Annotated in this window: 20 protein-coding genes; 8 read left to right on the top strand and 12 right to left on the bottom strand. The window is 71.8% G+C overall.

Features of this window, described 5'->3' with window-relative positions:
• Nucleotides 1-55 precede the first annotated feature (55 nt).
• From J2X46_RS13155 to J2X46_RS13140, 4 genes are read left to right on the top strand one after another with little or no spacing between them, the layout of a single operon-like run.
• Nucleotides 56-823, top strand: coding sequence for a DeoR/GlpR family DNA-binding transcription regulator (locus J2X46_RS13155; protein ID WP_310251227.1), 768 nt, complete (start codon nucleotides 56-58; stop codon nucleotides 821-823).
• Nucleotides 820-1,773: a 1-phosphofructokinase family hexose kinase gene (locus tag J2X46_RS13150; RefSeq protein ID WP_310251224.1), complete on the top strand. Its 954-nt coding sequence runs from the start codon at nucleotides 820-822 to the stop codon at nucleotides 1,771-1,773. The genes J2X46_RS13155 and J2X46_RS13150 overlap by 4 nt, the downstream gene beginning before the upstream one ends.
• On the top strand, nucleotides 1,770-3,821 hold the full coding sequence (locus tag J2X46_RS13145; protein WP_310251222.1) for a fructose-specific PTS transporter subunit EIIC: 2,052 nt from the start codon (nucleotides 1,770-1,772) through the stop codon (nucleotides 3,819-3,821). Before J2X46_RS13150 ends, J2X46_RS13145 begins: the two co-directional genes overlap by 4 nt.
• 34 nt (nucleotides 3,822-3,855) lie before the next feature.
• A complete protein-coding gene (locus J2X46_RS13140) occupies nucleotides 3,856-4,098 on the top strand; it encodes an HPr family phosphocarrier protein (protein ID WP_310251219.1) in 243 nt (80 codons plus the stop codon).
• A gap of 197 nt (nucleotides 4,099-4,295) precedes the next feature.
• Here J2X46_RS13140 and J2X46_RS13135 read toward each other — a convergent pair whose 3' ends face one another.
• The 6 genes from J2X46_RS13135 to J2X46_RS13110 all read right to left on the bottom strand — a co-directional run bounded on the left by J2X46_RS13135 (nucleotide 4,296) and on the right by J2X46_RS13110 (nucleotide 10,910).
• A complete protein-coding gene (locus tag J2X46_RS13135) occupies nucleotides 4,296-5,204 on the bottom strand; it encodes a hypothetical protein (RefSeq protein ID WP_310251214.1) in 909 nt (302 codons plus the stop codon).
• Complete coding sequence (locus J2X46_RS13130) at nucleotides 5,197-6,135, bottom strand: bifunctional riboflavin kinase/FAD synthetase (RefSeq protein WP_310251212.1); 939 nt, start codon at nucleotides 6,133-6,135, stop codon at nucleotides 5,197-5,199. The genes J2X46_RS13135 and J2X46_RS13130 overlap by 8 nt, the downstream gene beginning before the upstream one ends.
• 21 nt (nucleotides 6,136-6,156) lie before the next feature.
• Nucleotides 6,157-7,014: a tRNA pseudouridine(55) synthase TruB gene (gene truB / locus J2X46_RS13125; RefSeq protein WP_310251210.1), complete on the bottom strand. Its 858-nt coding sequence runs from the start codon at nucleotides 7,012-7,014 to the stop codon at nucleotides 6,157-6,159.
• Nucleotides 7,014-7,478: a 30S ribosome-binding factor RbfA gene (rbfA, locus tag J2X46_RS13120; protein ID WP_310251207.1), complete on the bottom strand. Its 465-nt coding sequence runs from the start codon at nucleotides 7,476-7,478 to the stop codon at nucleotides 7,014-7,016. Before rbfA ends, truB begins: the two co-directional genes overlap by 1 nt.
• A gap of 147 nt (nucleotides 7,479-7,625) precedes the next feature.
• The gene (gene infB / locus J2X46_RS13115; RefSeq protein WP_310251205.1) at nucleotides 7,626-10,418 is read right to left on the bottom strand and encodes a translation initiation factor IF-2; all 2,793 of its coding nucleotides are present in this window, start codon (nucleotides 10,416-10,418) and stop codon (nucleotides 7,626-7,628) included.
• A gap of 99 nt (nucleotides 10,419-10,517) precedes the next feature.
• The gene (locus tag J2X46_RS13110) at nucleotides 10,518-10,910 is read right to left on the bottom strand and encodes a YlxR family protein (protein WP_310251202.1); all 393 of its coding nucleotides are present in this window, start codon (nucleotides 10,908-10,910) and stop codon (nucleotides 10,518-10,520) included.
• A gap of 9 nt (nucleotides 10,911-10,919) precedes the next feature.
• Here J2X46_RS13110 and J2X46_RS13105 point away from each other — a divergent pair, with 9 nt between their 5' ends.
• Nucleotides 10,920-11,705: a hypothetical protein gene (locus tag J2X46_RS13105; RefSeq protein WP_310251198.1), complete on the top strand. Its 786-nt coding sequence runs from the start codon at nucleotides 10,920-10,922 to the stop codon at nucleotides 11,703-11,705.
• Nucleotides 11,706-11,814: 109 nt separating this feature from the next.
• On the opposite strand, the gene nusA is transcribed toward J2X46_RS13105, so the two are convergent.
• Nucleotides 11,815-12,792, bottom strand: coding sequence for a transcription termination factor NusA (nusA, locus tag J2X46_RS13100; RefSeq protein ID WP_310251195.1), 978 nt, complete (start codon nucleotides 12,790-12,792; stop codon nucleotides 11,815-11,817).
• Nucleotides 12,792-13,277 (bottom strand): ribosome maturation factor RimP, encoded by a 486-nt coding sequence (gene rimP, locus J2X46_RS13095; RefSeq protein WP_310251192.1) that lies wholly within the window; start codon nucleotides 13,275-13,277, stop codon nucleotides 12,792-12,794. Before rimP ends, nusA begins: the two co-directional genes overlap by 1 nt.
• Before the next feature lie 115 nt (nucleotides 13,278-13,392).
• On the opposite strand from rimP, the gene J2X46_RS13090 reads away from it, so the two are divergent.
• Both J2X46_RS13090 and J2X46_RS13085 read left to right on the top strand, forming a co-directional pair.
• Nucleotides 13,393-13,896 (top strand): hypothetical protein, encoded by a 504-nt coding sequence (locus J2X46_RS13090; protein WP_310251189.1) that lies wholly within the window; start codon nucleotides 13,393-13,395, stop codon nucleotides 13,894-13,896.
• Complete coding sequence (locus tag J2X46_RS13085; RefSeq protein WP_310251187.1) at nucleotides 13,893-14,330, top strand: ferritin-like domain-containing protein; 438 nt, start codon at nucleotides 13,893-13,895, stop codon at nucleotides 14,328-14,330. Before J2X46_RS13090 ends, J2X46_RS13085 begins: the two co-directional genes overlap by 4 nt.
• A gap of 443 nt (nucleotides 14,331-14,773) precedes the next feature.
• Here the strand turns inward: J2X46_RS13085 and J2X46_RS13080 are convergent, their stop codons facing one another.
• The 3 genes from J2X46_RS13080 to J2X46_RS13070 are packed head-to-tail and all read right to left on the bottom strand — an operon-like array spanning nucleotide 14,774 to nucleotide 18,148.
• The gene (locus J2X46_RS13080) at nucleotides 14,774-15,490 is read right to left on the bottom strand and encodes an HAD family hydrolase (RefSeq protein ID WP_310251184.1); all 717 of its coding nucleotides are present in this window, start codon (nucleotides 15,488-15,490) and stop codon (nucleotides 14,774-14,776) included.
• A gap of 21 nt (nucleotides 15,491-15,511) precedes the next feature.
• Nucleotides 15,512-16,351, bottom strand: coding sequence for a hypothetical protein (locus J2X46_RS13075; RefSeq protein WP_310251181.1), 840 nt, complete (start codon nucleotides 16,349-16,351; stop codon nucleotides 15,512-15,514).
• Between the two features lie 18 nt (nucleotides 16,352-16,369).
• Complete coding sequence (locus J2X46_RS13070; RefSeq protein WP_310251179.1) at nucleotides 16,370-18,148, bottom strand: proline--tRNA ligase; 1,779 nt, start codon at nucleotides 18,146-18,148, stop codon at nucleotides 16,370-16,372.
• A 121-nt stretch (nucleotides 18,149-18,269) separates the two neighbouring features.
• Between J2X46_RS13070 and J2X46_RS13065 the strand changes: the two genes are divergently transcribed.
• Nucleotides 18,270-19,250, top strand: coding sequence for a hypothetical protein (locus tag J2X46_RS13065; protein ID WP_310251176.1), 981 nt, complete (start codon nucleotides 18,270-18,272; stop codon nucleotides 19,248-19,250).
• Between the two features lie 73 nt (nucleotides 19,251-19,323).
• Here J2X46_RS13065 and J2X46_RS13060 read toward each other — a convergent pair whose 3' ends face one another.
• Nucleotides 19,324-21,909 carry a CHAT domain-containing protein gene (locus J2X46_RS13060; RefSeq protein WP_310251173.1) on the bottom strand — a complete coding sequence of 862 codons (2,586 nt, stop codon included), beginning with the start codon at nucleotides 21,907-21,909 and terminating at the stop codon, nucleotides 19,324-19,326.
• Nucleotides 21,910-21,945: the final 36 nt, after the last annotated feature.

The raw sequence follows: 21,945 nt of genomic DNA, 5'->3' as shown, positions 1-21,945 counted from the left end.
CAACACGTTCGGGACTAAAACAACACATACACAGATCGCGCCGAAAGGGCCCCGCATGTACGCCGAAGAGCGCCAGCAGGCGATGGCACAGCTGATCAGCCGTCGTGGTCGGCTGTCGGTGGTGCAGCTCGCCGGGGAGTTCGAGGTCACCACCGAGACCGTTCGTCGCGACCTGTCCACGCTGGACCGGATGGGTCTGGTCCGACGGGTTCACGGCGGCGCGGTCCCGGCCGGCTCGCTCACGGTCATCGAATCAGGGATCGGCGAGCGCGACCAGTCCAACACGCAGGCCAAGGAGGCGATCGCCGCGGCTGCGGTGGCCTTCCTCCCCCCGCCCGACTCCGTGATCGTCATCGACGCGGGCACCACGACCGCGCGCCTGGCCGCCGCGCTCCCCCGCGACCACCGGCTGACGGTGATCACCCACGCCGTGCCCGTTGCGACGCGCCTGGCCGGCCTCCCCCAGATCGAGCTCCACCTGCTCCCCGGCCGGGTGCGGCCGGCCACGCACGCCGCCGTCGGTGCCGACACCGTGGCGGCGCTGGCCGAGCTGCGGGCCGACGTCGCCTTCGTCGCGACCAACGGCATCACCGTCGGCCACGGCCTCACCACGCCCGACGCCGACGAGGCCGCGACCAAGCGCGCGGTCATCGCCTGCGCCCGCCGCACCGTGGTGCTCGCGGACTCCACCAAGCTCGGGGTGGAGACCGCTGTCAGGTTCGCGACGCTGGACAGCCTCGACGTCCTCGTCACCGACAGCGGCATCGAGTCCGCAGACCGCCGAGCGCTCGAGAACGCCGGAATCGAGGTGGTGATCGCATGATCCTGACCCTGACCCCCAACCCGAGTGTCGACCGCACGGTCGCGCTCGACGCCGAGCTGGTGCGCGGCCAGGTCCACCGGGTCGCCTCGGTGACCTCGCAGGCCGGCGGCAAGGGCGTGAACATCTCCCGCGCCGCCGTCAGCGCCGGCATCCCCAGCATCGCCGTCGTACCCGCCGAGAAGGAGGACCCGTTCGTCCTCGAGCTGCTCGGTGCCGGCATCGACTGCCGTCCGGTCCAGCCGGCCGGCGACGTGCGGGTCAACCTGACCATCACCGAGCCCGACGGCACCACGACGAAGCTCAACTCCCCGGGCGCCGAGGTGCTCCCGCTGCACCTCGAGCTCATGGCCCAGGCCGTGCTCGTCCGCGCCTCTAGCGCGGACTGGACGGTGCTGGCAGGCTCACTTCCTGTGGGTGCCCCAGCAGGGTTCTACGCCGACCTCGTACGACGACTGCGCGAGGTGGGCGGACATGTCGCGGTCGACACCAGCGAGGCGCCGCTCCAGGCGCTGGTCGAGGCCCTCCCTGACGCCGCACCCGACCTGATGAAGCCCAACGGCGAGGAGCTGGCCTCCTTCACCGGGGGCGATGCCGACGAGCTCGAGTCCGATCCAGCAGCCACCGCAGCAGCGGCGCGCCAGCTGATCGACCGCGGGGTCGGCGCCGTCCTGGCCACCCTCGGTGGCAACGGCGCGGTCCTCGTCACCGCGGAGGGCGCCTGGCACGCCACCCCGCCCCCGACCACCGTGGTGAGCACGGTCGGGGCCGGTGACTCCAGCCTCTTCGGCTACTTGCTCGGCGACATCCGGGGGCTGCCCGCCCCCGAACGCCTGGCCCTCGCAGTCGCCTACGGCAGCGCCGCCGCAGGTCTTCCCGGCACGACCATCCCCCAGCCCTCGCAGCTCCGCACGGAGCTCGTCGGCGTCACTCCTCTGGGAGGCACCGCATGACCGACCTGATCACCACCGACCTCGTGCGGCTCGGCGCCGACTGGGGTGCCGACAAGCAGGACGTGATCCGCGCCCTCGCCGCCGTCGTCGACGACGCCGGCCGCGCGAGCAGCAAGGACCAGCTCATCGAGGACGCGTTCGCCCGCGAGTCGACCTCGGCCACCGGCCTGCCCGGCGGCATCGCGATCCCCCACTGCCGCACCGCCGGCGTGGAGGAGCCGACCCTGGCCTTCGCCCGGCTCGACCCGCCGGTCGACTTCGGCGCCAAGGACGGCCCGGCCGACCTGGCGTTCCTGATCGCCGCCCCCGCCGGCGGCGACGCCGACCACCTGACGATCCTCACCAAGCTGGCCCGGGCGCTGGTGAAGCCGGCCTTCACCGACGCGCTGCGCGCGGCCGAGTCGCCCGAGGCGGTCGTCGACCTGGTCACCCACGAGCTCGGCGAGCCCGCCGCCAGGCCGGCTGCCGCTGCGGCCGCACCGGCTGCTGCCGCTGCTGCTCCCGCCGCCGCTGCCGCCGCCCCCGCTGCCGCGGGCGGCAAGCCGTCGCTCGTCGCGGTCACCGCCTGCCCGACCGGCATCGCGCACACCTACATGGCCGCCGAGGCACTCGAGGCCGCTGCGGAGCGCGCCGGCGTACAGCTGCAGGTGGAGACGCAAGGTTCCGCCGGCTCGACCCCGCTCGCGCCCGACACGATCGCCGCCGCAGGTGCGGTGATCTTCGCAGTCGACGTGGGGGTGCGCGACCGCGCCCGGTTCGCCGGCAAGCCGATGGTCAGCTCCGGTGTGAAGCGGCCCATCGACGACGGCGACGCGATGATCGCCGAGGCGCTGCGCTACGCCGCCGACCCGGCCAACGCGCCCAAGGTCGAGGGTGAGGCCAGCGCCGCCGGTGCCGGGCACGCCGCCGACGAGTCGTGGGGCGGCCGGATCCGCCGCGTGCTGATGACCGGCGTCTCCTACATGATCCCGTTCGTCGCGGCCGGCGGTCTGCTGATCGCGCTCGGCTTCCTCTTCGGCGGCTACGAGATCGTCAACGACGGTCAGTCGATCGCGGTGGACAACACGCTGTTCAACCTGCCCGACGTCAACGAGTTCGGCCTCGACCACGCCTTGGCCGGCAGCTCGTTCTTCGCCTACCTCGGCGCCCTGTTCTTCACCCTCGGCGCCGCGGCGTTCGGGTTCCTCGTCCCCGCGCTGGCCGGCTACATCGCCTACGCCATCGCCGACCGCCCCGGCATCGCCCCGGGCTTCGTCATGGGCGCGATCGCCGGCACCATCAACTCCGGCTTCCTCGGCGGCATCGTCGGTGGCGTCCTCGCCGGCATCGCGGCCCACTGGATCGCGTCCTGGAAGGTGCCGGCCGCGCTCCGCGGCCTGATGCCGGTCCTGGTGATCCCGCTCCTCGCGACCCTGATCTCCGGCTTCGTGATGCTGGTGATCCTCGGCAAGCCGCTCGGCAAGCTGATGTCCAGCCTCGCCGACGGCCTCAACAGCCTCCAGGGCGGGTCGGCGATCATCCTGGGCATCATCCTCGGCCTGATGATGGCCTTCGACATGGGCGGGCCGCTCAACAAGACGGCGTACGCCTTCGCGACCGCCGGTCTCGGCGCCGCCGCCACCGCGACGGACGCCCCGGAGCTCAAGGTCATGGCCGCCGTCATGCTCGCCGGCATGGTGCCGCCGCTCGCCTTGGCGCTCGCCACGGTCGTCCGCCCGGGCCTGTTCACCGTCCCCGAGCGCGAGAACGGCAAGGCCGCCTGGCTGATGGGCGCGTCGTTCATCACCGAGGGCGCCATCCCGTTCGCGGCGGCCGACCCGCTGCGCGTGATCCCCTCGATCATGGCCGGCAGCGCGGTCACCGGTGCCCTCTCGATGGGGCTCGACGTCGGGCTCCGTGCCCCACACGGCGGCATCTTCGTGCTGTTCGCGGTCGACAACAAGCTGTGGTTCCTCGTGGCCCTCGTCGCAGGTGTCCTCGTCAGCGCCGCGCTGGTGATCGCCCTGAAGAGCGTCGGCCGCACCGACAACGACCTCGCTACTGTCTGACCCAGTCAACCCCTGCAAGCGATCTAGGAGAACCATGCCCAGCAAGTCCGTCGTCGTCGGCTCCGCCGTCGGCCTCCACGCCCGTCCCGCCGCGATCATCGCGGAGAAGGCCGCCGAGCTCGGCTCCGACGTCACCATCAACGGTGTCGACGCGAGCTCGTCGCTGATGATCATGACCCTGGGCGCCGGCAACGGCGACACCGTCGAGGTCGCCGGGGACGACCAGGACGCGGTCGACACGATCGCCGCCCTGGTCGAGCAGGACCTCGACGCCTGAGGTGAGACGCGTCAGCGGATCGCCTCGATGGTGGTTGAGCAGCGCGCGCGACTGACGAAGGAAGTCGCGACCGCGCGTGTCGAAACCCGGTCCCCGCACTGCCTGGTGGGCGGTGGTCCACCCACATTTCGTACGCCGGATTTGGAGGTGGACCACCGCCCGACGTCGTCCCGGGCGGGTGTCGTACGAGTGGTGGCTCAGGAGCGCCGCAGGTAGCCGACCCGCACCCGCAGCGCCTGCTCCAGCTCACCGAGCACCTCGGTGAAGAACTCGCGGCGGTAGGTCTCGTCGGTCACGGCGTAGACCGCGAAGTAGAGACCGCTGAAGGCCGCCAGGAACGTCGAGACCTGCACCAGCTCCTTGCTGACCGCCTTGAAGCCCCATGCCGAGGTCAGCTCGGTCCCGATCCACGCCTCCAGGACGCTCGGCTTCATGGCGACGGCGCCGAAGACGATGAAGAACGCGAACACGGCCAGTGACAGCAGGAGCACCTGGAAGGCCTGGCTGATCAGCAGCACCAGCACCAGGTTGGTGCGTTCGAGCCCGACGACGTCGGCGTCGTCGCCGACCTCTTCACGGCCGATCTGGTCGTCGAGCCGGTCGACCTCCTCGACCAGCCGCACCACCAGGAAGCCCACCGCGACGGCGCCGAACAGCATCACCGCGCCCCACAGGATGCCGCCGTCCAGCGCCGAGGCGACCATCCAGACCTCGGTGTTGATGAAGAGGAACGTCACGAAGAGCAGCAGCATCGGCAGCGCCCGCGTGGCCAGCGGGAAGAGCAGCTCGAGGCTGGCAAGGGTCTGGCGCAGCGCCCATCGCGCGATCAGCCGCACCTGCAGTGCACGACCGGCGTAGACGGCCGCCACGAGCACCAGCACCGTCACGCCGAGCGAGACACCTGCCGTGCCGTCACCGGTCGGCCAGCCCAGTCCGATGCCCGCCGCCAGCGCGAGGACGAGACCCACCGAGGCCACGACCGCCAGCCTGCTGCGCGAGAGCCGGCGGCGGACCTGGTCGCGGATCGGGTCGACGAAGTAGGGCAGGCCGTGCGCGAGGAACCACTCCTCGCAGCCGGCCCGGGAGTCAGGGACCTGCTCAGGCACCCAGGACCTCGCGCGCACGTCGTACGTCGTCGCGCATGGTCTCGATGAGCGCCTCGATGCCCTCGAACTTCACCATCCCGCGCAGCCGCTCGACGAAGGCGACCTCGACCTCGACGCCGTAGAGCTCGAGGTCGTCGCGGTCGAGGACGTAGGACTCGACGCGCCGGTCGCGCTCGCCGTCGAAGGTCGGGTTGGTGCCGACGGAGATCGCCGCGGGGTAGCGCTGGCCGTCGTCGAGTCGGGTCAGCCAGCCGGCGTAGACGCCGTCCGCGGGAGCCGCGTCGACCGGTGGGACCGGCACGTTGGCGGTCGGGAAGCCGAGCTCGCGACCGCGCTTGTCGCCCTCGACAACCGTGCCGCGGACGGTGAACGGACGTCCCAGCGCCTCGGCGGCACCGGCAACGTCGCCGGTGGCCAGGCACTGGCGGACGTAGGTCGAGCTCCAGACCTGCGGCCCGCCGTCGAGCGGGACGCCGACAGTCTCGAAGCCTCGGGTCGCGCCGGCCTCGACCAGCGTGGCGACCTCGCCGGCTGCCTTGGCACCGAAGCGGAAGTTGGCGCCGACCACCACCGCACCCGCGTGCAGCGTGTCCACGAGCACGCGGTCGATGAACTCCTCGGGCGACCAGCCGGCGATCTCGCGGTTGAAGCCGACGACGAGGATCGCGTCGACGCCGGCGCCCTCGAGGAGCCGGGCGCGCGTCTCGATGGAGGTCAAGGTCGGCGGCGCGTGCTCGGGCCGCAGCACCGCCATCGGGTGAGGGTCGAAGGTCACCGCGACGACGGTCTCGATGCCCAGCCGGTCGGCGGTGGCACGGGCCTCGCGCAGCACGTGGGCGTGACCGAGGTGCACGCCGTCGAAGTTGCCGATGCTGACGACCGTGCGGCCGAGGTCGGCCGGCACGTCGTCGACGTCACGCCAGATCTGCACCGGGGCAGCCTACTGGCGGACTCAGACGAACACGGCCACCGGTCGGGCCTGCTCGCCGCGCTGCTCGTAGAGCGCGAGGAACTCACCGCCGGGCGCGAAGACCGCGTGCGGTCCCTCGCCGGGGAGGGCCAGGTCGAGCGACCGACCGAACCGCACGTGCGCGGCCTGCTCCTCATCGAGGTCGACCGAGACGAACGTCGCCCGCGCGGCGTCGGCGATCGGCAGCACGGCGAAGTCGTCGGCCAGCTGCTCGAGCGTGCGCGCGACGGCGAGGTCGAAGGACCCGACAGCCGTACGACGCAGTGCCGTGAGGTGGCCGCCCACCCCGAGCGCCGCACCGAGGTCGCGCGCGATCGCGCGGATGTAGGTGCCGGACGAGCAGCGCACCGAGATGCGGACGTCGGGGAGGTCGACCTCGTGGACCTCGAGCGCGTGGATCGTCACCGGCCGGGCCTTCAGCTCGACCTGCTCCCCCGCCCGGACCCGCGCGTAGGCGCGCTGGCCGTCGACCTTGATCGCGGAGACGGCGGTCGGGACCTGCTCGATGTCGCCGACGAACCTCGCCAGCTCACGGCGTACGTCGTCCTCGGTCACGCCTCCGACCGGAGCGGTCGAGACGACCTCGCCCTCGGCGTCGTCGGTGGTCGTGGACACGCCGAGCCGCACCGTGGCGTCGTACGCCTTCTCGGTGAGCATCAGGTGGCCGAGCAGCCGGGTGGCGCGGTCGACGCCGAGCACGAGCACGCCGGTGGCCATCGGGTCGAGCGTGCCGGCGTGGCCGACCTTGCGGGTGCCGGCGAGCCGGCGAACCCGGGCCACCACGTCGTGCGAGGTCATGCCCGGGGCCTTGTCGACGACGACCAGACCGGGGTCGACCATCAGAGGCGGTCGTCCTCGTCGAGGTCCTCGTCGTCGAGCTCGTCCTCGATCACGCGGGGCTTCTTGTACGGGTCCGCCTCGCCTGCGTACGACGACCCGCGCTGGGCGGCGACGGCCTCGTCCTGCTCCTTGGCGCGGGCGAGCACCTCGTCGAGCGCGCGGGCGCTCTCGGGGAGGGCGTCGGGGATGAAGGTCAGCGACGGCACGATGCGCATGCCGAGCTGCTTGGCGACCTCGGAACGGATCACGCCCTTGGCCGACTCCAGCGCGGCAGCCGTGCTGGCCAGCTCGTCCTCGGCACCGAGCACGGTGTAGAAGATCGACGCCTGCTGCGAGTCACCGGTGACACGGACGTCGGTGATCGTGACGAAGCCCAGCCGCGGGTCCTTGATCCGTCGCTCGAGCATCTCGGCGACGACCACCTGGATGCGGTCGGCGATCTTGCGGACGCGGGGGTTGCTCATGCTGCTCACTCTCTCAGAAGACAACAGTTGGTCGAGTAGCCGCCGAGGAACGAGGCGTCGTATCGAGACCGGGTGGGTCTCGATACGCCCTCGCTCGTTCCTCGCTCGGGCTACTCGACCAACTAGTTGGTGGTGGTGCGTCGTGCGTCAGCCGCGGGGGATCTCGCGCATCTCGAAGGCCTCCACGACATCGCCGATCTTGATGTCCTGGAAGTTCTTGAGCACCAGACCGCACTCGAAGCCCTCGCGGACCTCGGCGGCGTCGTCCTTCTCGCGGCGGAGGGAGGCGAGGTCGAGGTTGTCGGCCACCACCGCTCCGTCGCGCAGGACCCGCACCTTGGCGTTGCGGCGGATCAGGCCGCTGGTGACCATGCAGCCCGCGATGTTGCCGGCCCTGGACGAGCGGAAGATCTCGCGGATCTCCGCCTGGCCGAGGGTCGACTCCTCGTAGATCGGCTTGAGCATGCCCTTGAGCGCTGCCTCGATCTCCTCGATCGCCTGGTAGATGACCGAGTAGTAGCGGATCTCGACACCTTCCTTGTCGGCCATCTGGCTCGCCTTGCCCTGCGGGCGGACGTTGAAGCCGATGATGATGGCGTCGGAGGCGGCGGCCAGGTCGACGTTGGTCTCGGTGATCGCACCGACACCGCGGTCGATGACGCGCAGCGAGACCTCGTCGCCGACGTCGATCTGCGACAGGGCGTCCTCGAGGGCCTCGACCGAACCGGACACGTCGCCCTTGAGGATGAGGTTGAGCTCCTGGCTCTCGCCCTTCTCCATGGAGGCCATGAAGTCCTCGAGGCTGCGACGCACGCGGCGCTTGGCCTGCATGGCCGCCCGCTCACGCGCCTCACGCTTCTCGGCGATCTGGCGAGCCATGCGGTCGTCCTCGACCACGATGAAGTTCTGACCCGCACCCGGCACCGCCGAGAGGCCCAGCACCATCGCGGGACGCGACGGGTCTGCCTCGGCGATCTCGTTGCCGTGCTCGTCGAGCATCGCGCGGACACGACCGTGGGCCGGACCGGCCACGATCGAGTCGCCGACCCGCAGCGTGCCGCGCTGGACCAGGACGGTCGCCACGGGGCCACGGCCACGGTCGAGGTGCGCCTCGACCACGAGGCCCTGGGCGTCCTGGTCGGGGTTGGCACGCAGGTCGAGCGACGCGTCGGCGGTGAGCACGACGGCCTCGAGCAGCTTGTCGAGGTTGAGGCCGGCCTTGGCCGAGACGTCGACGAACATCGCGTCGCCGCCGTACTCCTCGGGGATCAGGCCGTATTCGGTCAGCTGGCCACGGACCTTGGTCGCGTCGGCCTCCGGCTTGTCGATCTTGTTGACCGCCACGACGATCGGCACACCGGCCGCCTTTGCGTGGTTGAGCGCCTCGACCGTCTGCGGCATGACGCCGTCGTCGGCCGCGACGACCAGGATCGCGATGTCCGTGGCCTGGGCACCACGGGCACGCATGGCGGTGAACGCCTCGTGACCCGGGGTGTCGATGAAGGTGATGCGGCGGTCGTCGCCGTCGACCTCGGTGTGGACCTGGTAGGCGCCGATGTGCTGGGTGATGCCACCGGCCTCCTTGTCGACCACGTTGGCGTCACGCAGCGCGTCGAGGAGCTTGGTCTTTCCGTGGTCGACGTGACCCATGACGGTGACGACCGGCGGACGGATGGCCAGGTCGGCCTCGTCGCCCTCGTCGGCGCCGAACTCGAGGTCGAACGTCTCGAGCAGCTCGCGGTCCTCGTCCTCCGGGGAGACGATCTGGACGACGTAGTTGAGCTCCTCGGCGAGCAGCTCGAACGTCTCGTCACCCACCGACTGCGTGGAGGTCACCATCTCGCCGAGCGAGAACAGCATCTGCACGAGCGCAGCGGCATCGACGTTGATCTTCTCGGCGAAGTCGGTCAGCGAGGCACCACGCGGGAGGCGGACGGTCTCGCCGTTGCCCTTGCGGACTCGCACGCCACCGATCGTCGGGGCCTCCATGGCCTCGAACTCCTGGCGACGGGCACGCTTCGACTTGCGACCGCGGCGCGACGGGCCACCCGGGCGACCGAAGGCACCCTGGGTCTGGCCACGCTGGCCGGGACGACCGCCACCGGGGCGACCGCCACCGGACGGACCGAAGCCACCGGGACGACCCGGGGCACCGCCACCGGGAGCACCGGCGCCGGCACCGGGACGACCCGGAGCACCGCCGCGGGCGGGGGCGCCCGGACGACCGGGAGCACCGCCGGGGCCACCACGGGCCGGGCGCCCGCCGGGGCCGTTGCCGAAGGCGGCAGGCGACTTCGGCATCATCGCCGGGTTGGGGCGCGGCATGCCCGGACGGGCGTCGCCACCGGCCGGCGGGCGCGGCGGACGGGTGTCGTCGCCGGGCGTGCGCGGGGCCGGGCGCGAGCCCATGCCCTGGCTGGGTGCGAACGGGTTGTTGCCCGGGCGCGGGGCGCCGGGACGACCGACCGGCCGCGGCGCGGGCGTCGCGGACTTGGCCGCGGGAGCCGCGGGCGCCTCGGGCTCGGCCGCCGGAGCCTCGGGCTCGGCGACAGGGGCCTTCGGGCCGGGCTTCGGGCCGGGCTTGGCGGCCGGGGCGGCCTCCTCGACGACCGCGGCGGCCGGAGCCTCCGCGGGCGCCTCGGCGGGCGCCTCGGCAGGGGCCTCGGCCACGGGGGCCGGCTTCGGGCCGGGCTTGGGGGCGGCCTTCTTGGCAGCCGGCTTGTCGGCCGGCGCCTCGGTCGCGGTGTCGGCGGCGGGAGCGGCGGCCGCAGCGGCCTTCAGCTCGTCGCCGTACTGCTTCTTGAAGCGCATCTCGACGGGCGGCTCGACAGTCGACGACGCCGACTTGACGAACTCCCCCATCTCCTTGAGCTTCTCGAGAACGAACTTGCTCTCGACTCCGAACTCCTTGGCGAGTTCGTGGACTCGGGTCTTTGCCACGGTTGGTTTCTACTCCTTCTGGTCCGTGACCCCAGAAGGACAGGGGAAACGGAACAGCTAGTGGGTGTGCACACTCATTACGAGTTACTCATCGAGTGCTCATGAGCTGCGTGCTCCAGTTTCTGGTCGGTGCTGCTGTGATTCGGACTGGTGCGCGGTGAGGTGGTCCTCGACCGGCGCGCCGCTGAGATTCTCCCCCGAGCGGAGGGCCCGGGGAAACGCTCGGCGTCGCACAGCGAGCTGCCAACACTCCTGCGTGGGGTGCAGGTGCGCCCCACGACCGGGTGCTCGGCGGTCCGGATCGGGCACCAGGGCTGGTCGGCCCTCGGCGTCCGCCCCCGCAACCACGCGGAGCAGCTCGCTCGCAGCGGCCTTCGCCCGGCAACCCACACAGGTCCGGACAGGTCCGGGCGCAGGGGTGTCAGACGTGGTGGCCACTGATCTCCACTCTACCGAATGAGGCCAGCGGTTTACGAACCGGGCGTGCGCCATGCTGGGTTCGTGAACGCGCTGGCGCCCCTCGCCCGACGCCTCGTCTTCCGGGCGCACGACACGCACATCGACGTCCCGCCCACGAACTACGAGCTCGACCGCGAGGGGGTCGTGCTCCGCGGCTGGGTCACCCGGCCGCGGTCCGAGCGCGCGGTCATCTACTTCGGCGGCAATGCGGAGGACCTCAGCGGCTGGCGCCTGCGTTTCCGTACGTCGCTGGGCGGGCGCGCGTCGTACCTCGTCGCGTACCGGGGCTACGGCTCCTCCGACGGGGAGCCGACCGAGCGCGACCTGGTCGAGGACGGGGTCGCCCTCTTCCTCGACGTGGCCTCCCGGCACACCTCGGTCGCCGTGATCGGGCGCAGCCTCGGCAGCGGCGTGGCGTCCCAGGTGACCTCCGACCCGCGGGTCCGGGACCGGGTGGAGGCGGTCGTGCTGGTGACGCCCTTCGACAGCCTGGCGGGGGTGGTGCGCCCGCTCTTCCGCGGGCTGCCGTTCGACTGGCTGCTGCCCGACCGGTTCCGCTCCGACCGGCACGTCGGATCGATCCCGGCTCCGGTCCTCGTGCTGCGCGCCGGGCGGGACACGATCGTGCGTCCGGCTGCCACCGACCGCCTGGTCGCGGCGCTGCCGCCGGGAGCCCGGGTCATCGACTTCCCCGACGCCGACCACCAGACCATCGCCGGGCTCAACGCGTACTGGCACGCGATCCAGCGGTTCCTGGGCGAGCCGGTGCTCTTCGAGACCGGGGCCGACCGCGACGCGGCCGACCCCTGGGTGCTCGAGGGCGAGTGATCAGTCGTCGGACGGAGCCGGCGCTTTGGTTACGACGCGCTCGCGCGACTTCGTTCCTCAGTCGCGTCGCTTGCTCAACCTGGTCGACCCCACGCGTCGAGCTCGTCTCTCACTCGTCGCTGGTCGCTTCATCCGACCTGATGTCGATCCGCCAGCCGGTGAGGCGGGCGGCGAGGCGGGCGTTCTGGCCCTCCTTGCCGATGGCCAGCGAGAGCTGGAAGTCGGGCACTACGACGCGGCAGGACCGCGCAGCGAGGTCGACGACCTCGACCGACGTCACGCGCGCCGGCGACAGGGCGTGGGCGACCAGCTCGGCGGGGTCCTCGGCCCAGTCGACGATGTCGATCTTCTCGCCGTGGAGCTCGCTCATCACGTTGCGCACGCGCTGGCCCATCGGGCCGATGCAGGCGCCCTTGGCGTTGACGCCCGGGATGGTCGAGTGGACCGCGATCTTGGTGCGGTGGCCGGCCTCGCGGGCGATGCCGGCGATCTCGACGGTCCCATCGGCGATCTCGGGCACCTCGAGGGCGAAGAGCTTCTTCACCAGCGTCGGGTGCGAGCGCGACAGAGTGATCTGGGGACCGCGCATGCCCTTGCGGACCGAGGTCACCAGGCACTTGATGCGCTCGCCGTGGACGTACTTCTCCCCCGGCACCCGCTCGCTGACGGGCAGCAGCGCCTCGACCTTGCCGAGGTCGACCATCACGTCGTCGGGGTTGCGGCCCTGCTGGATGATGCCCGAGATGATGTCGCCCTCCTTGCCGGAGAACTCGCCAAACTTGATCTCGTCCTCGGCATCGCGGAGTCGCTGCAGCATCACCTGCTTGGCGGTGGTGGCGGCGATGCGGCCGAAGCCGTCGGGCGTGTCGTCGTACTCCGGACCGGCGGTGCCGTCCTCGTCGACCTCGCGCGCCCAGACGGTGACGTGCCCGGTCTTGCGGTCCAGCTCGACGCGGGCGGGGTGGTGCGACTCGGTCGCACGCTGGTAGGCCGTCAGCAGGGCCTGCTCGATGGCCTCGGCCAGCACCTCGAAGGAGATCTCCTTCTCGCGCTCCAGCATCCGCAGGATGCTCAGATCGATGTCCATCAGTCGTCCTTCTTCTCACTCTTGCGGTTGAACTCGATCTGCACGAGGGCCTTCGCCACGTCGGCATAGGCGACCTCGCGCTTCGTGCCGTCCTCGTCGAGGGTCACCGACTCCTCCGACGAGGCGAGGATGCGACCGGTCACGTGGGACCCGTCGGCCAGTGTCGCCTTGACCAGGCGGTCCTCGTTGCGGCGCCAGTGGCGCGGCAGCGTCAGCGGCCGGTCGACGCCACGGGAGGTGACCTCGAGCGTGTACGGCATCTCACCCATCACGTCGGACTCGTCGAGCACCCGGGAGACCTCACGGGTCGCGTCGGCGACGTCGTCGAGCGTGACGCCGCCGTCCTTGTCGACCGCGACGCGCAGCACGCGGCGCTTGCCGGCCGGGGTGACCTCGACGGCCTCGACGTCGAGGCCCATCACGCTCAAGGGGTCGATCAGCTCCGCTTCGATGCGGTCCCGGGTGGCGTCCTGGTGGGTGCTCATCGGCAGCGACCTCCTTGTGCAGTTGTCGAAGGAACACCTTAGCGGCCTGCTGGAGCGCCCCGACATCCCCGGGCGACCGGTCCGGACCGGTCCCGCCGCTGGGTAGGGTCGTCGCGTGCCAGGTCGTCCGCTCTCACGTCGTACGACGCTGGGCTCGGCGCTCGCAGCACCCCTCGTCCTGGCGGCCTGCGACATCGACCCGCCCTCCCCCGACGCCGATCCGTCCGGGGCGACACCACCGCCTCCGGAGGACTCCGAGCTGGTCGCGACCGTGGTCGCCGCGCTGGTCGACGCCGAGGCCGTCCTGGTCGCCGCGGGCACCGCGGTCCCCGCCCTCTACGCACGCCTCGAGCCGCTCATCGCAGCCCACGCGGCGCACCGCGAGCTCCTCGCCGGCGCGATCCCCGACGCCGAGCAGCCCACCGCCTCGCCGGCAACGGTCCCGCCGGTCGCCGCGGGTGCCCTCCGGGCCGTACGCCGCTCCGAGCAACAGCTCCTGCGCACCCTGCGCGACGGCTGCCTCGGCGCGGCGAGCGGCGACCTCGCGCGGGTGCTGGCCAGCATGGCCGCCTCGACCTCGCAGCACGCAGCGGCGCTCACCGCGGGGGTGACGTCGTGACCGTCCTCGACGCCCTCCAGACGACGCTCGCCGACGAGCACGCGGCCCTCTACGCGTACGGCGTGCTGGGCGCGCGCACGTCGCAGGCCGCCGCCCCGCTCCTGTACGACGCCCTCACGACCGCCTACCGGCGGCACCGCTCGCGCCGCGACCAGCTCCGTGCGATGGTCACCGACGCCGGCGGCGAGCCCGTGGCCGCAGCGGCTGCCTACGACCTCGACGACCCCGGCCAGGGCGTCGAGCGGATCAAGGCGGCCGCGCTCGCCCTCGAGGTCGACGGCGTGGAGACCCTGCTCGCACTGGTCGCCCAGTCGTCGGGCACCGTGCGCGCCTGGGCGCTCACCGAGACAACCTGGTCGGCCACCTGGCAGCTCGAGCTCGGCGGCGAGCCGCAGACCTGGCCCGGGGCCCCCGAGCTGGACCGATCGACCTGAGCGGAGTGGGTGTCAAGAGGCACTCCCGGATCGCCCCAACTTGCCCAGCCCACGCGCTCGGCGCCCGACGTCGTCTGGACTGACGAGCGAGCAAGCGCAGGCGAGCGCAGCGAGACAGCTTGGGAGCGAGGAGGGAAGACGACGTCTCTCAGGGCGCCGCGCACGCGCGAAGCGGAGCGAGCGCAATAAAGAACGGCCCGCGGCCTCAACCATTGGGAAAGTCCCGAGATCCTTCCCAATGGCCGAGGACGCGGACCGCCTTGTGGGGTTGGTCAGCATCACCCGTTGTGGCCCCTCCTGTGGGGGTGGGGGAGCCACATGCACAATCATGCATTCGATCCGGGGCGAGGTGAACGATATCGCGGTTGCATGTTCTTGCAACGCAGAAAGTTGCAGGTGATCCACGCGGGGCACACACGAGGGCAACGGCGCTGCACGGGCGATCAGCGGCCGTCCAGGGCCCGTACCGCGGCAGGGATCCGGGCCAGCGAGTCGACCGTGGCGTCGGGGTCGCCCTCGGTGTGCCCGACCTGCGCGGGCGGGATGTTGCTCAGCGGGATGTGGATCGCCCTGAGGCCCGCGTTGTGGGCACCCCAGACGTCGTCGAAGAGCCGGTCCCCCACGTAGACGCAGGCGGCCGGATCGCTGACACCCACGGCCTCCATCGCGGCGGCGAAGGCGTGCGGCGACGGCTTGGTCCACGGGATCTCGCTGGAGTAGACGTCGCCGTCGATGAGGTCGTACACGCCGTCGCGCTCGAAGAAGCCGACGTGCCACTCCCGCGGCCAGACCGTGTTGGACAGCACCCCGACCTTGAGCCCGGCCGCCCGCAGCTCCTCGAACATCGGCCCCGCCTCGGGATCGGTGAGGGTGTGCGGCTCCCAGAAGTCGTAGTAGGCCTGCAGCAGGTCGGGATCGTGGTCGAGCCCGGCCTCGACGAAGAGGTCGGCGATCGTGGCGCTCTGCTGGTGGTCGCGGCTGCGACCCCAGACCACGTCGCCGGCGCGGTGGAGCCGCTCGGCGTGCGCGTGGTGGTCGTCGTCGGGCGACGGCATACGTCGTACGGCCTCCGCGAGCGCCAGCGACTCGGCGTGGAAGTCCACGTCGTGCCAGCGGGTGAGCGTGCCGCCCCAGTCGAAGATCACTGCCTCGATAGCCATGGGCGCGAACCTATCGGCGGATCACACGTTGATCGTGTCGGCGTCGGACCAGAGCGAGCCGTCGACGGGCCAGGGCAGCACCTCGAGCCGCTCGTCGGCGAGCAGGTCGTCGACGAGCGCACGCGTGCCTCCGACCAGGGTTGAGTCGAGGTCGGTGTCGTTCGACGTCGCCCAGGCACGGTCGGCTGGCCACCACGCACTCGGGCTCTGCCACTGGTGCGGCGCCCAGATCTCGAACTCCTCGTCGGCGGTCGGCGGAGGGCCGCCGATCACCATCGAGGTCCCGGTGGGCGTGCCCAGGGCGTACGCCACCGCCGGCGCCTCGGCGCAGAGCGTGACCACCTCGGACACGGGTCGCTCGAAGAGGTACGACTCCCGACCCGGCCCCGGCGCCGTCGGCAACGTGTGCCACGCGACCGGCCAGACGCCGTAGCCGACCCAGAAGCCGACGATCGAGCGTCCGGGGCTCGTGGTGTGTCGCGCCAGCACGTCGACGAGCGCCTCGAACTGGGGACGTTCGAGGACGCCGACCCTCGGCTCGTTGCCCGGCCAGCGTCGCGGCTCGATGCCCTCGCCTCGGGGGTCGTACTCCCGGCCGCCGGCGATCCGGTGCCACTGGGCCTCAGGATGCAGGGTCGTCCCGGTCTCCTCCGCGACCGTCGCCCACGTCACCGCATCGCGCTCACCATCGTGCGCGGGATGGAGGACGCGGGCGTACGCCTCGAAGCCGCGCGGGACCAGGAAGCCGACGGCCGCCGGCGTGTCCGGACCCCAGTCGGTGTCCCACCACTCCGCCTCGGCCGGGTCGGCGTCGGGGCGGATCGCGGCGAGGTGGGCGCGCCACTCCGAGCTCGGACGCACCTCAACCACCCGAGAGCGTCAGCCGCGGACGAGCTCGACGAGGTGCGCGGCGGCGCGCTCGACCGCGACCTCCTCGCGCTCGCCGGAGGCGCGGTCGCGGACCTCGACGTTCCCGTCGGCCAGCCCACGCCCGACCGTGACGATCGTGGGCACGCCGATGAGCTCGGCGTCCTTGAACTTCACGCCGGGGCTGACCTTGCCGGTGCGGTCGTCGAGCAGCACCTCGAGGCCGGCGTCCTTGAGGTCGCGGGCCAGCTGCTCGGCGGCGGCGAGGATCGCCTCCTCCTTGCCGGCGGCGACGACGTGGACGTCGGCGGGCGCGACGTTGCGCGGCCACGAGAGGCCGAGCTCGTCGAGCGTGCCCTCGGCGATCGCCGCGACGGCGCGCGACGGACCGATGCCGTAGGAGCCCATGGTGACCGTGACGAGCTTGCCGTTCTCGTCGAGGACCTTGAGCCCGAGCGCCTCGGCGTACTTCCGGCCGAGCTGGAAGATGTGGCCCATCTCCACACCGCGGGCGGACTCGAGCGTGCCCTCGTGGCAGTTGGGGCAGGCGTCGCCGTCGCGGACGTCGGCGGCCTCGATGGTGCCGTCGGGCGTGAAGTCGCGACCCACGACCATGTCGATGACGTGGGAGCCGGGGACGTTGGCGCCGGTGACCCAGCGGGTGCCCTCGGAGATGCGCGGGTCGACGACGAAGCGGATGCCCGACTTCGACTCCTCCCCCAGCACCTCGGGGCCGATGTAGCCCTTGACCAGCGCGGCGTGCTTGGCGAGCTCGGCCTCGTCCATGGGCTCGACCTCGATGGGCTCGAGCTGGCCCTCGAGGCGCTTCTGGTCGACCTCGCGGTCGCCGGGGACGCCGATGGCGAGGGGCTCGCGGGTGCCGTCGGGGTGCTTGAGCACGACCAGCACGTTCTTGAGCGTGTCGCCCGCGACCCAGGGCCGGTCCTCGCGCGGGAAGGCCGCGTTGAGGTGGTCGACCAGGCTGTCGATGGTGGGCGTGTCGGGGGTGTCCTCGGCATGCGCGGCGGGCACGTCGTCGTACGACACGGCGGCGGGCGCGGGGACCGCGACGGCCTCGACGTTGGCGGCGTAGTCGCAGTGCGTGCAGCGGACGTAGGTGTCCTCACCGACCTCGGCCTTGGCGAGGAACTCCTCGCTCGCCGAGCCACCCATCGCGCCGGACGTCGCCTTGACGATGACGTACTCGAAGCCGAGGCGGTCGAAGATCCGGATGTAGGCGTCGCGGTGCTTCTGGTAGGAGTCCTCGAGCCCGGCGTCGTCGACGTCGAAGGAGTAGGAGTCCTTCATGATGAACTCGCGGCCGCGCAGCAGGCCCGCGCGGGGACGCGCCTCGTCGCGGTACTTGGTCTGGATCTGGTAGATCGAGAGCGGCAGGTCCTTGTAGGAGGAGTAGAGGTCCTTCACCACGAGGGTGAACATCTCCTCGTGCGTGGGGCCGAGCAGGTAGTCGGCGCCCTTGCGGTCCTGGAGCCGGAAGATGTTCGGGCCGTACTCGGTCCAGCGGTTGGTCGCCTCGTAGGGCTCCTTGGGCAGGAGCGCGGGGAACGACAGCTCCTGCGCGCCCATGTCGTCCATCTCCTCGCGGATGATGTTCTCGATCCTGCGCAGCACGCGCAGGCCCAGGGGCAGCCAGGTGTAGATGCCCGGGGCGTTGCGGCGGATGTAGCCGGCGCGGACCAGCAGCTTGTGGCTCGGCACCTCGGCATCGTTCGGGTCGTCGCGCAGGGTGCGCACGAACAGGGTCGACATGCGGAGGATGCGGCCAGTCATGGGCGCAAGGATAGGTGGGGCCTCCGCCCACCGCGAACCAGATTGCAGCTCGGTCGCCGGCAACCTTCCCGGTCCCTCTCACGTCTCCCCCACGACACCGAACCACCCAGGGGGAACCACCATGCGTCGCACCCGCACTGCCGGCCTCGTGCTGGCCGCCGTCACCACCGCTCTATCGCTCGCGGTGCCCGCACAGGCGGCCGCGCCGACCGTCGAGCTCCAGCCGCAGCGGCTTGCCCGCGGCGCCGACGTCGCGGTCCCCCACGTCGAGGAAGGGACATGGGGCGACGTCTTCGTCGACGGTGCCCGCCGGGTCGAGCTGCCGGGCCGGATCGCTCGGGTCATCGGCCGCTCCGGCGACGGGTGGCTGGTCGGCACGAACAACGTCGACGTCAAGCGCAACCGGCGCGTCGTACGCGTCGAGGCGGACGGCACGGTCGTCGATGTGCTCCGCAACATCGACCCCTCGACCGTGATCCTGTCGGCCGACGGCGGCACGCTCGCGTGGCAGCGCTTCTCCGGCCGTGGCCGCAAGGTGACGACGTACGCCGGCTCGTCGGCCGACGGCACGGTGCTCGGGACCAAAGGCCCGGGGAGGTACGTCAACCTGCTCGACGTCGACGCCGACCGGGTCGTGCTGAGCAACGACGACCGCGTCTTCCAGTGGCGGATCCGCAGCGGTCGCACGAAGACGATCGTCCGGAAGCTCGCCGGGATGGCGGACATCGAGCACGACCTGCTGAGCTTCTACACCAAGGACCCCTACTTCGGCGGCTGCACCAAGCTGGTCCGCCTGAGCGCTCCGCGGATGAAGCACTGGACGTCGTGCCACGACCGCGTCGCCGCTGTCTCCCCCGACGGCACGCAGCTGCTGACCTTCCACATCCTCACCGACGGGGTCGGCCCCGGCGAGATCCGCCTGCGCACCCTCGCGGGGAAGAAGCTGGCGACCTACACGACCAACTGGTTCCAGGACTGGGGCTGGGAGTCGCCCGGCACCCTGCTGCTCGGCGTCAACGGGCAGCGGAAGGCCGCCACCGTGCGCTGCACCCTCACCGCCTGCGAGAACGCCACCGACCCGGTGAAGGCCTCGACCCCGTAGTCCAGATATCTGAGGACGTGGTGAACGGTTCCGTGGTCGATCGACGTCCATCACGTCCTCAGATATCTCGGTTCTAGACGCCCAGAACGGTGAACGAGGCTGCGGTGGCCGCGAGCACCTGGTCACCCGCGGCGACCTCTCGAGCGGCGAGCATCGCCTCGCCGAGGCCGCGGCCCCGGCGGAGGCTGTCGTGGAGGGCGACCATCACCTCGACCGTGGCGGCGTCGTCGACCTCGCCGAGGCTGGAGACGATGCCCGCGGTGCCCATGGACAGCAGCGCGGCGGACAGGCCGAGCAGCTCCTGCGCGCCGACCGGTGCCATCTCCCCCGACTCGCACGCCGACAGCACGACGCGGTGCGGGGGTCGCGCGAGCCGCTGGAGGTCGTGCACGAGGAGGGGTCCGTCGGCCATCACGAGCGAGGAGAACAGCGGGCTGTCCTCGCGGAAGTGACCGTGCGCCGCGACGTGGGCCAGGGCGGCGCCGTCGAGCGCGGCAAGCGAGGCCTCGACTGTCGCGGCCGCCCCGTCCAGCACCTCGGCGCTCGGGTCGTGCGCGGCCACGGCCGGCACCTCGGCGCCGCCGCTGGCCAGGCCCGGGCCGACGAGCAGCACCCGTCGGTCGGCTTCGGCGGAGCTCTGGCGGGCGCGCAGCCAGAGCCGTGCGGACGGCGTGCTGGTGACGGGTCGCTCGGCCAGTCCGGGCACGAGTCCCCATGGGACACCCTGTAGAGCGCTGGTGCCTGACACCACCACGCGCGACTCGCCCACGTGGTCGAGCGCCGAGCCGAGCAGCGCTCGCTGAAGCCGTGCCCCGGCCATCTCGAGCTGCGAGCGACGGCCCCGCGCGGCGCCGCGAAGGGCGAACAGTGCGAAGTCCACCGCGGCCGATGCGGCCGACGCCTCTCCGACAGCGAGGTGTCGTACGCGTCCCTGTCCCGCCACGAGCGCGTGCAGGTGGCCGTCGACCTCCGTGAGCTCGACGAGCACCGTGTCGTCGTCGGCGAGCGCACTGAGCAGCTCGGCCACGTCGAGCGACTGCGGCGCCGCTCCCGAACCGCGCAGGTGGAACATCCGCTGCCGCACCGACTCCTCGAGCCGGGCGGCGCGGGCCTGCAGGCGGTCGGTCGGGGCGCCCTCAGCCTTGGCCTCCGCGATCCGCCGGTGCTGGGCGCGCAGGGCCGCGAGGTCGGCCGTGGTCTCGGGGTCGTGCTGGTCGAAGGCGGAGGGGATCGTCAGGGAGCTGGCGCGCCACCGCTCGGACCATCGCAGCAGGCGACGAGCCCCGCCTGACGCGAGTGCCGTGCGAGTGCCCAGCTCGGCCAGCTCGGCCCCGTGGGCGGAGGACAGGGCGCGAAGCTCCTGGCTGCCGAGGGTGGCGCGGTGCTCGTCAAGTGCGGCCAGACCTCGCTCGCAGGCGCGCAGCACTCCCCCAGCGTCGCCGGCCAGCCGTCGACGCTCGGCCGTGGCCAACCATCCCAGGACGCGCGTCGTCCCTCGGGTGGACCGACGGAACGTTGCCGCCTCATCCAGCAACGCCGCGACCAACGCCTCGGCCTCCGACGAGTGCGCCCGGCGCCCGGTCCGCGCGGCCAGCAAGAGCGCCTCCGGAAGTTCGACGGCTCGTCCCTCCCGCGCCAGGTCGACCAGTGCGGTCGCGCGCGCGAACAGCCGTTGCGGTGGGTCGGCGGACTCGGCCCGGGCCCAGACGGCCATCATCTCGGCCCGGATCCAGTGCTGGTGGCGGCCCTGCGTCCGGAACAACCGGCAGGCCCGATCGGCGGCCGACCTCGCCCTGTCCGGGTCACCGGCCGCCAGCGCCGCCTCCGCGGTCGCGAGCAGCAGGTCCGCCTGCTCCACCTCGAGGAGAGGGCGCGCGACCAGGGCCTGCTCCACCACGTCGAGCGCGTCGGCCGGCATGCCGGCGGCGAGGTAGGCGCTGCACCGGTCGTACACCAGGTCGACGTTCGTCCGGTCGAGGGCGGCGTAGCGGTCGCTGGCCTCCGCGTAGCGCTCCAGGGCCCGGGGAAGGTCGCCCTCGAGGAAGGCGAGCCAGCCCTGGTTGTGGACTCCAACGGCGACGTCCATGGGCATCGCCAGGGCGGTATGGATTGCCATCGACTCGTCGAATGCCCGACGGGCCGCTGCGATGTCGCCGAGCCCCACGCGCGTCAGACCCTCCAGCTGAAGCGCGCGAGCGCGCCAGATGTCGTCGTCCGACGCGTCGAGGATGGCGAGTGCCCTGCGCAGGTCCGCCGCGCCGTCCTCGAACCTCTCCATCCGGAAGCTCAGCATCATGGCGCGCCGCACGAGCACGCGGGCCAGGGCGAGCCCCGTGCTCTGCTCTGCAGCACGATCGAGCTGTTCCAGCCCGTCGCGGGTGCGCCCGGCATAGATCAACGAGCCCCCGAGCGTGGCCCTGACGTCTGCCTCGCGCTCGATGTCCACGCGCCGAGCGAGCCGCAACGCGGTGCGCAGGTGGGTGAGTGCCGTGTCGGTCTCGCCCACGTCGCGGTGCAGGATCCCGAGGACCTGGTGACCGATCGACGACACTGCGGGATCAGGGTCGGGCACCAGCTCGTCGCGAGCGCGGGTGCGGGAGAGCCCGGGGTCGGCGAAGACGGTGCGCAGCACCTCCTCGGCCTCGTCCCTCGTCACCATGGTCGGACCATCCTTGCCGATCACCTCGACAAGATG

Source organism: Nocardioides sp. BE266, from assembly GCF_031457855.1.
Classification (GTDB): domain Bacteria; phylum Actinomycetota; class Actinomycetes; order Propionibacteriales; family Nocardioidaceae; genus Nocardioides.
This window is presented reverse-complemented; position numbering and strand designations above follow the sequence as displayed.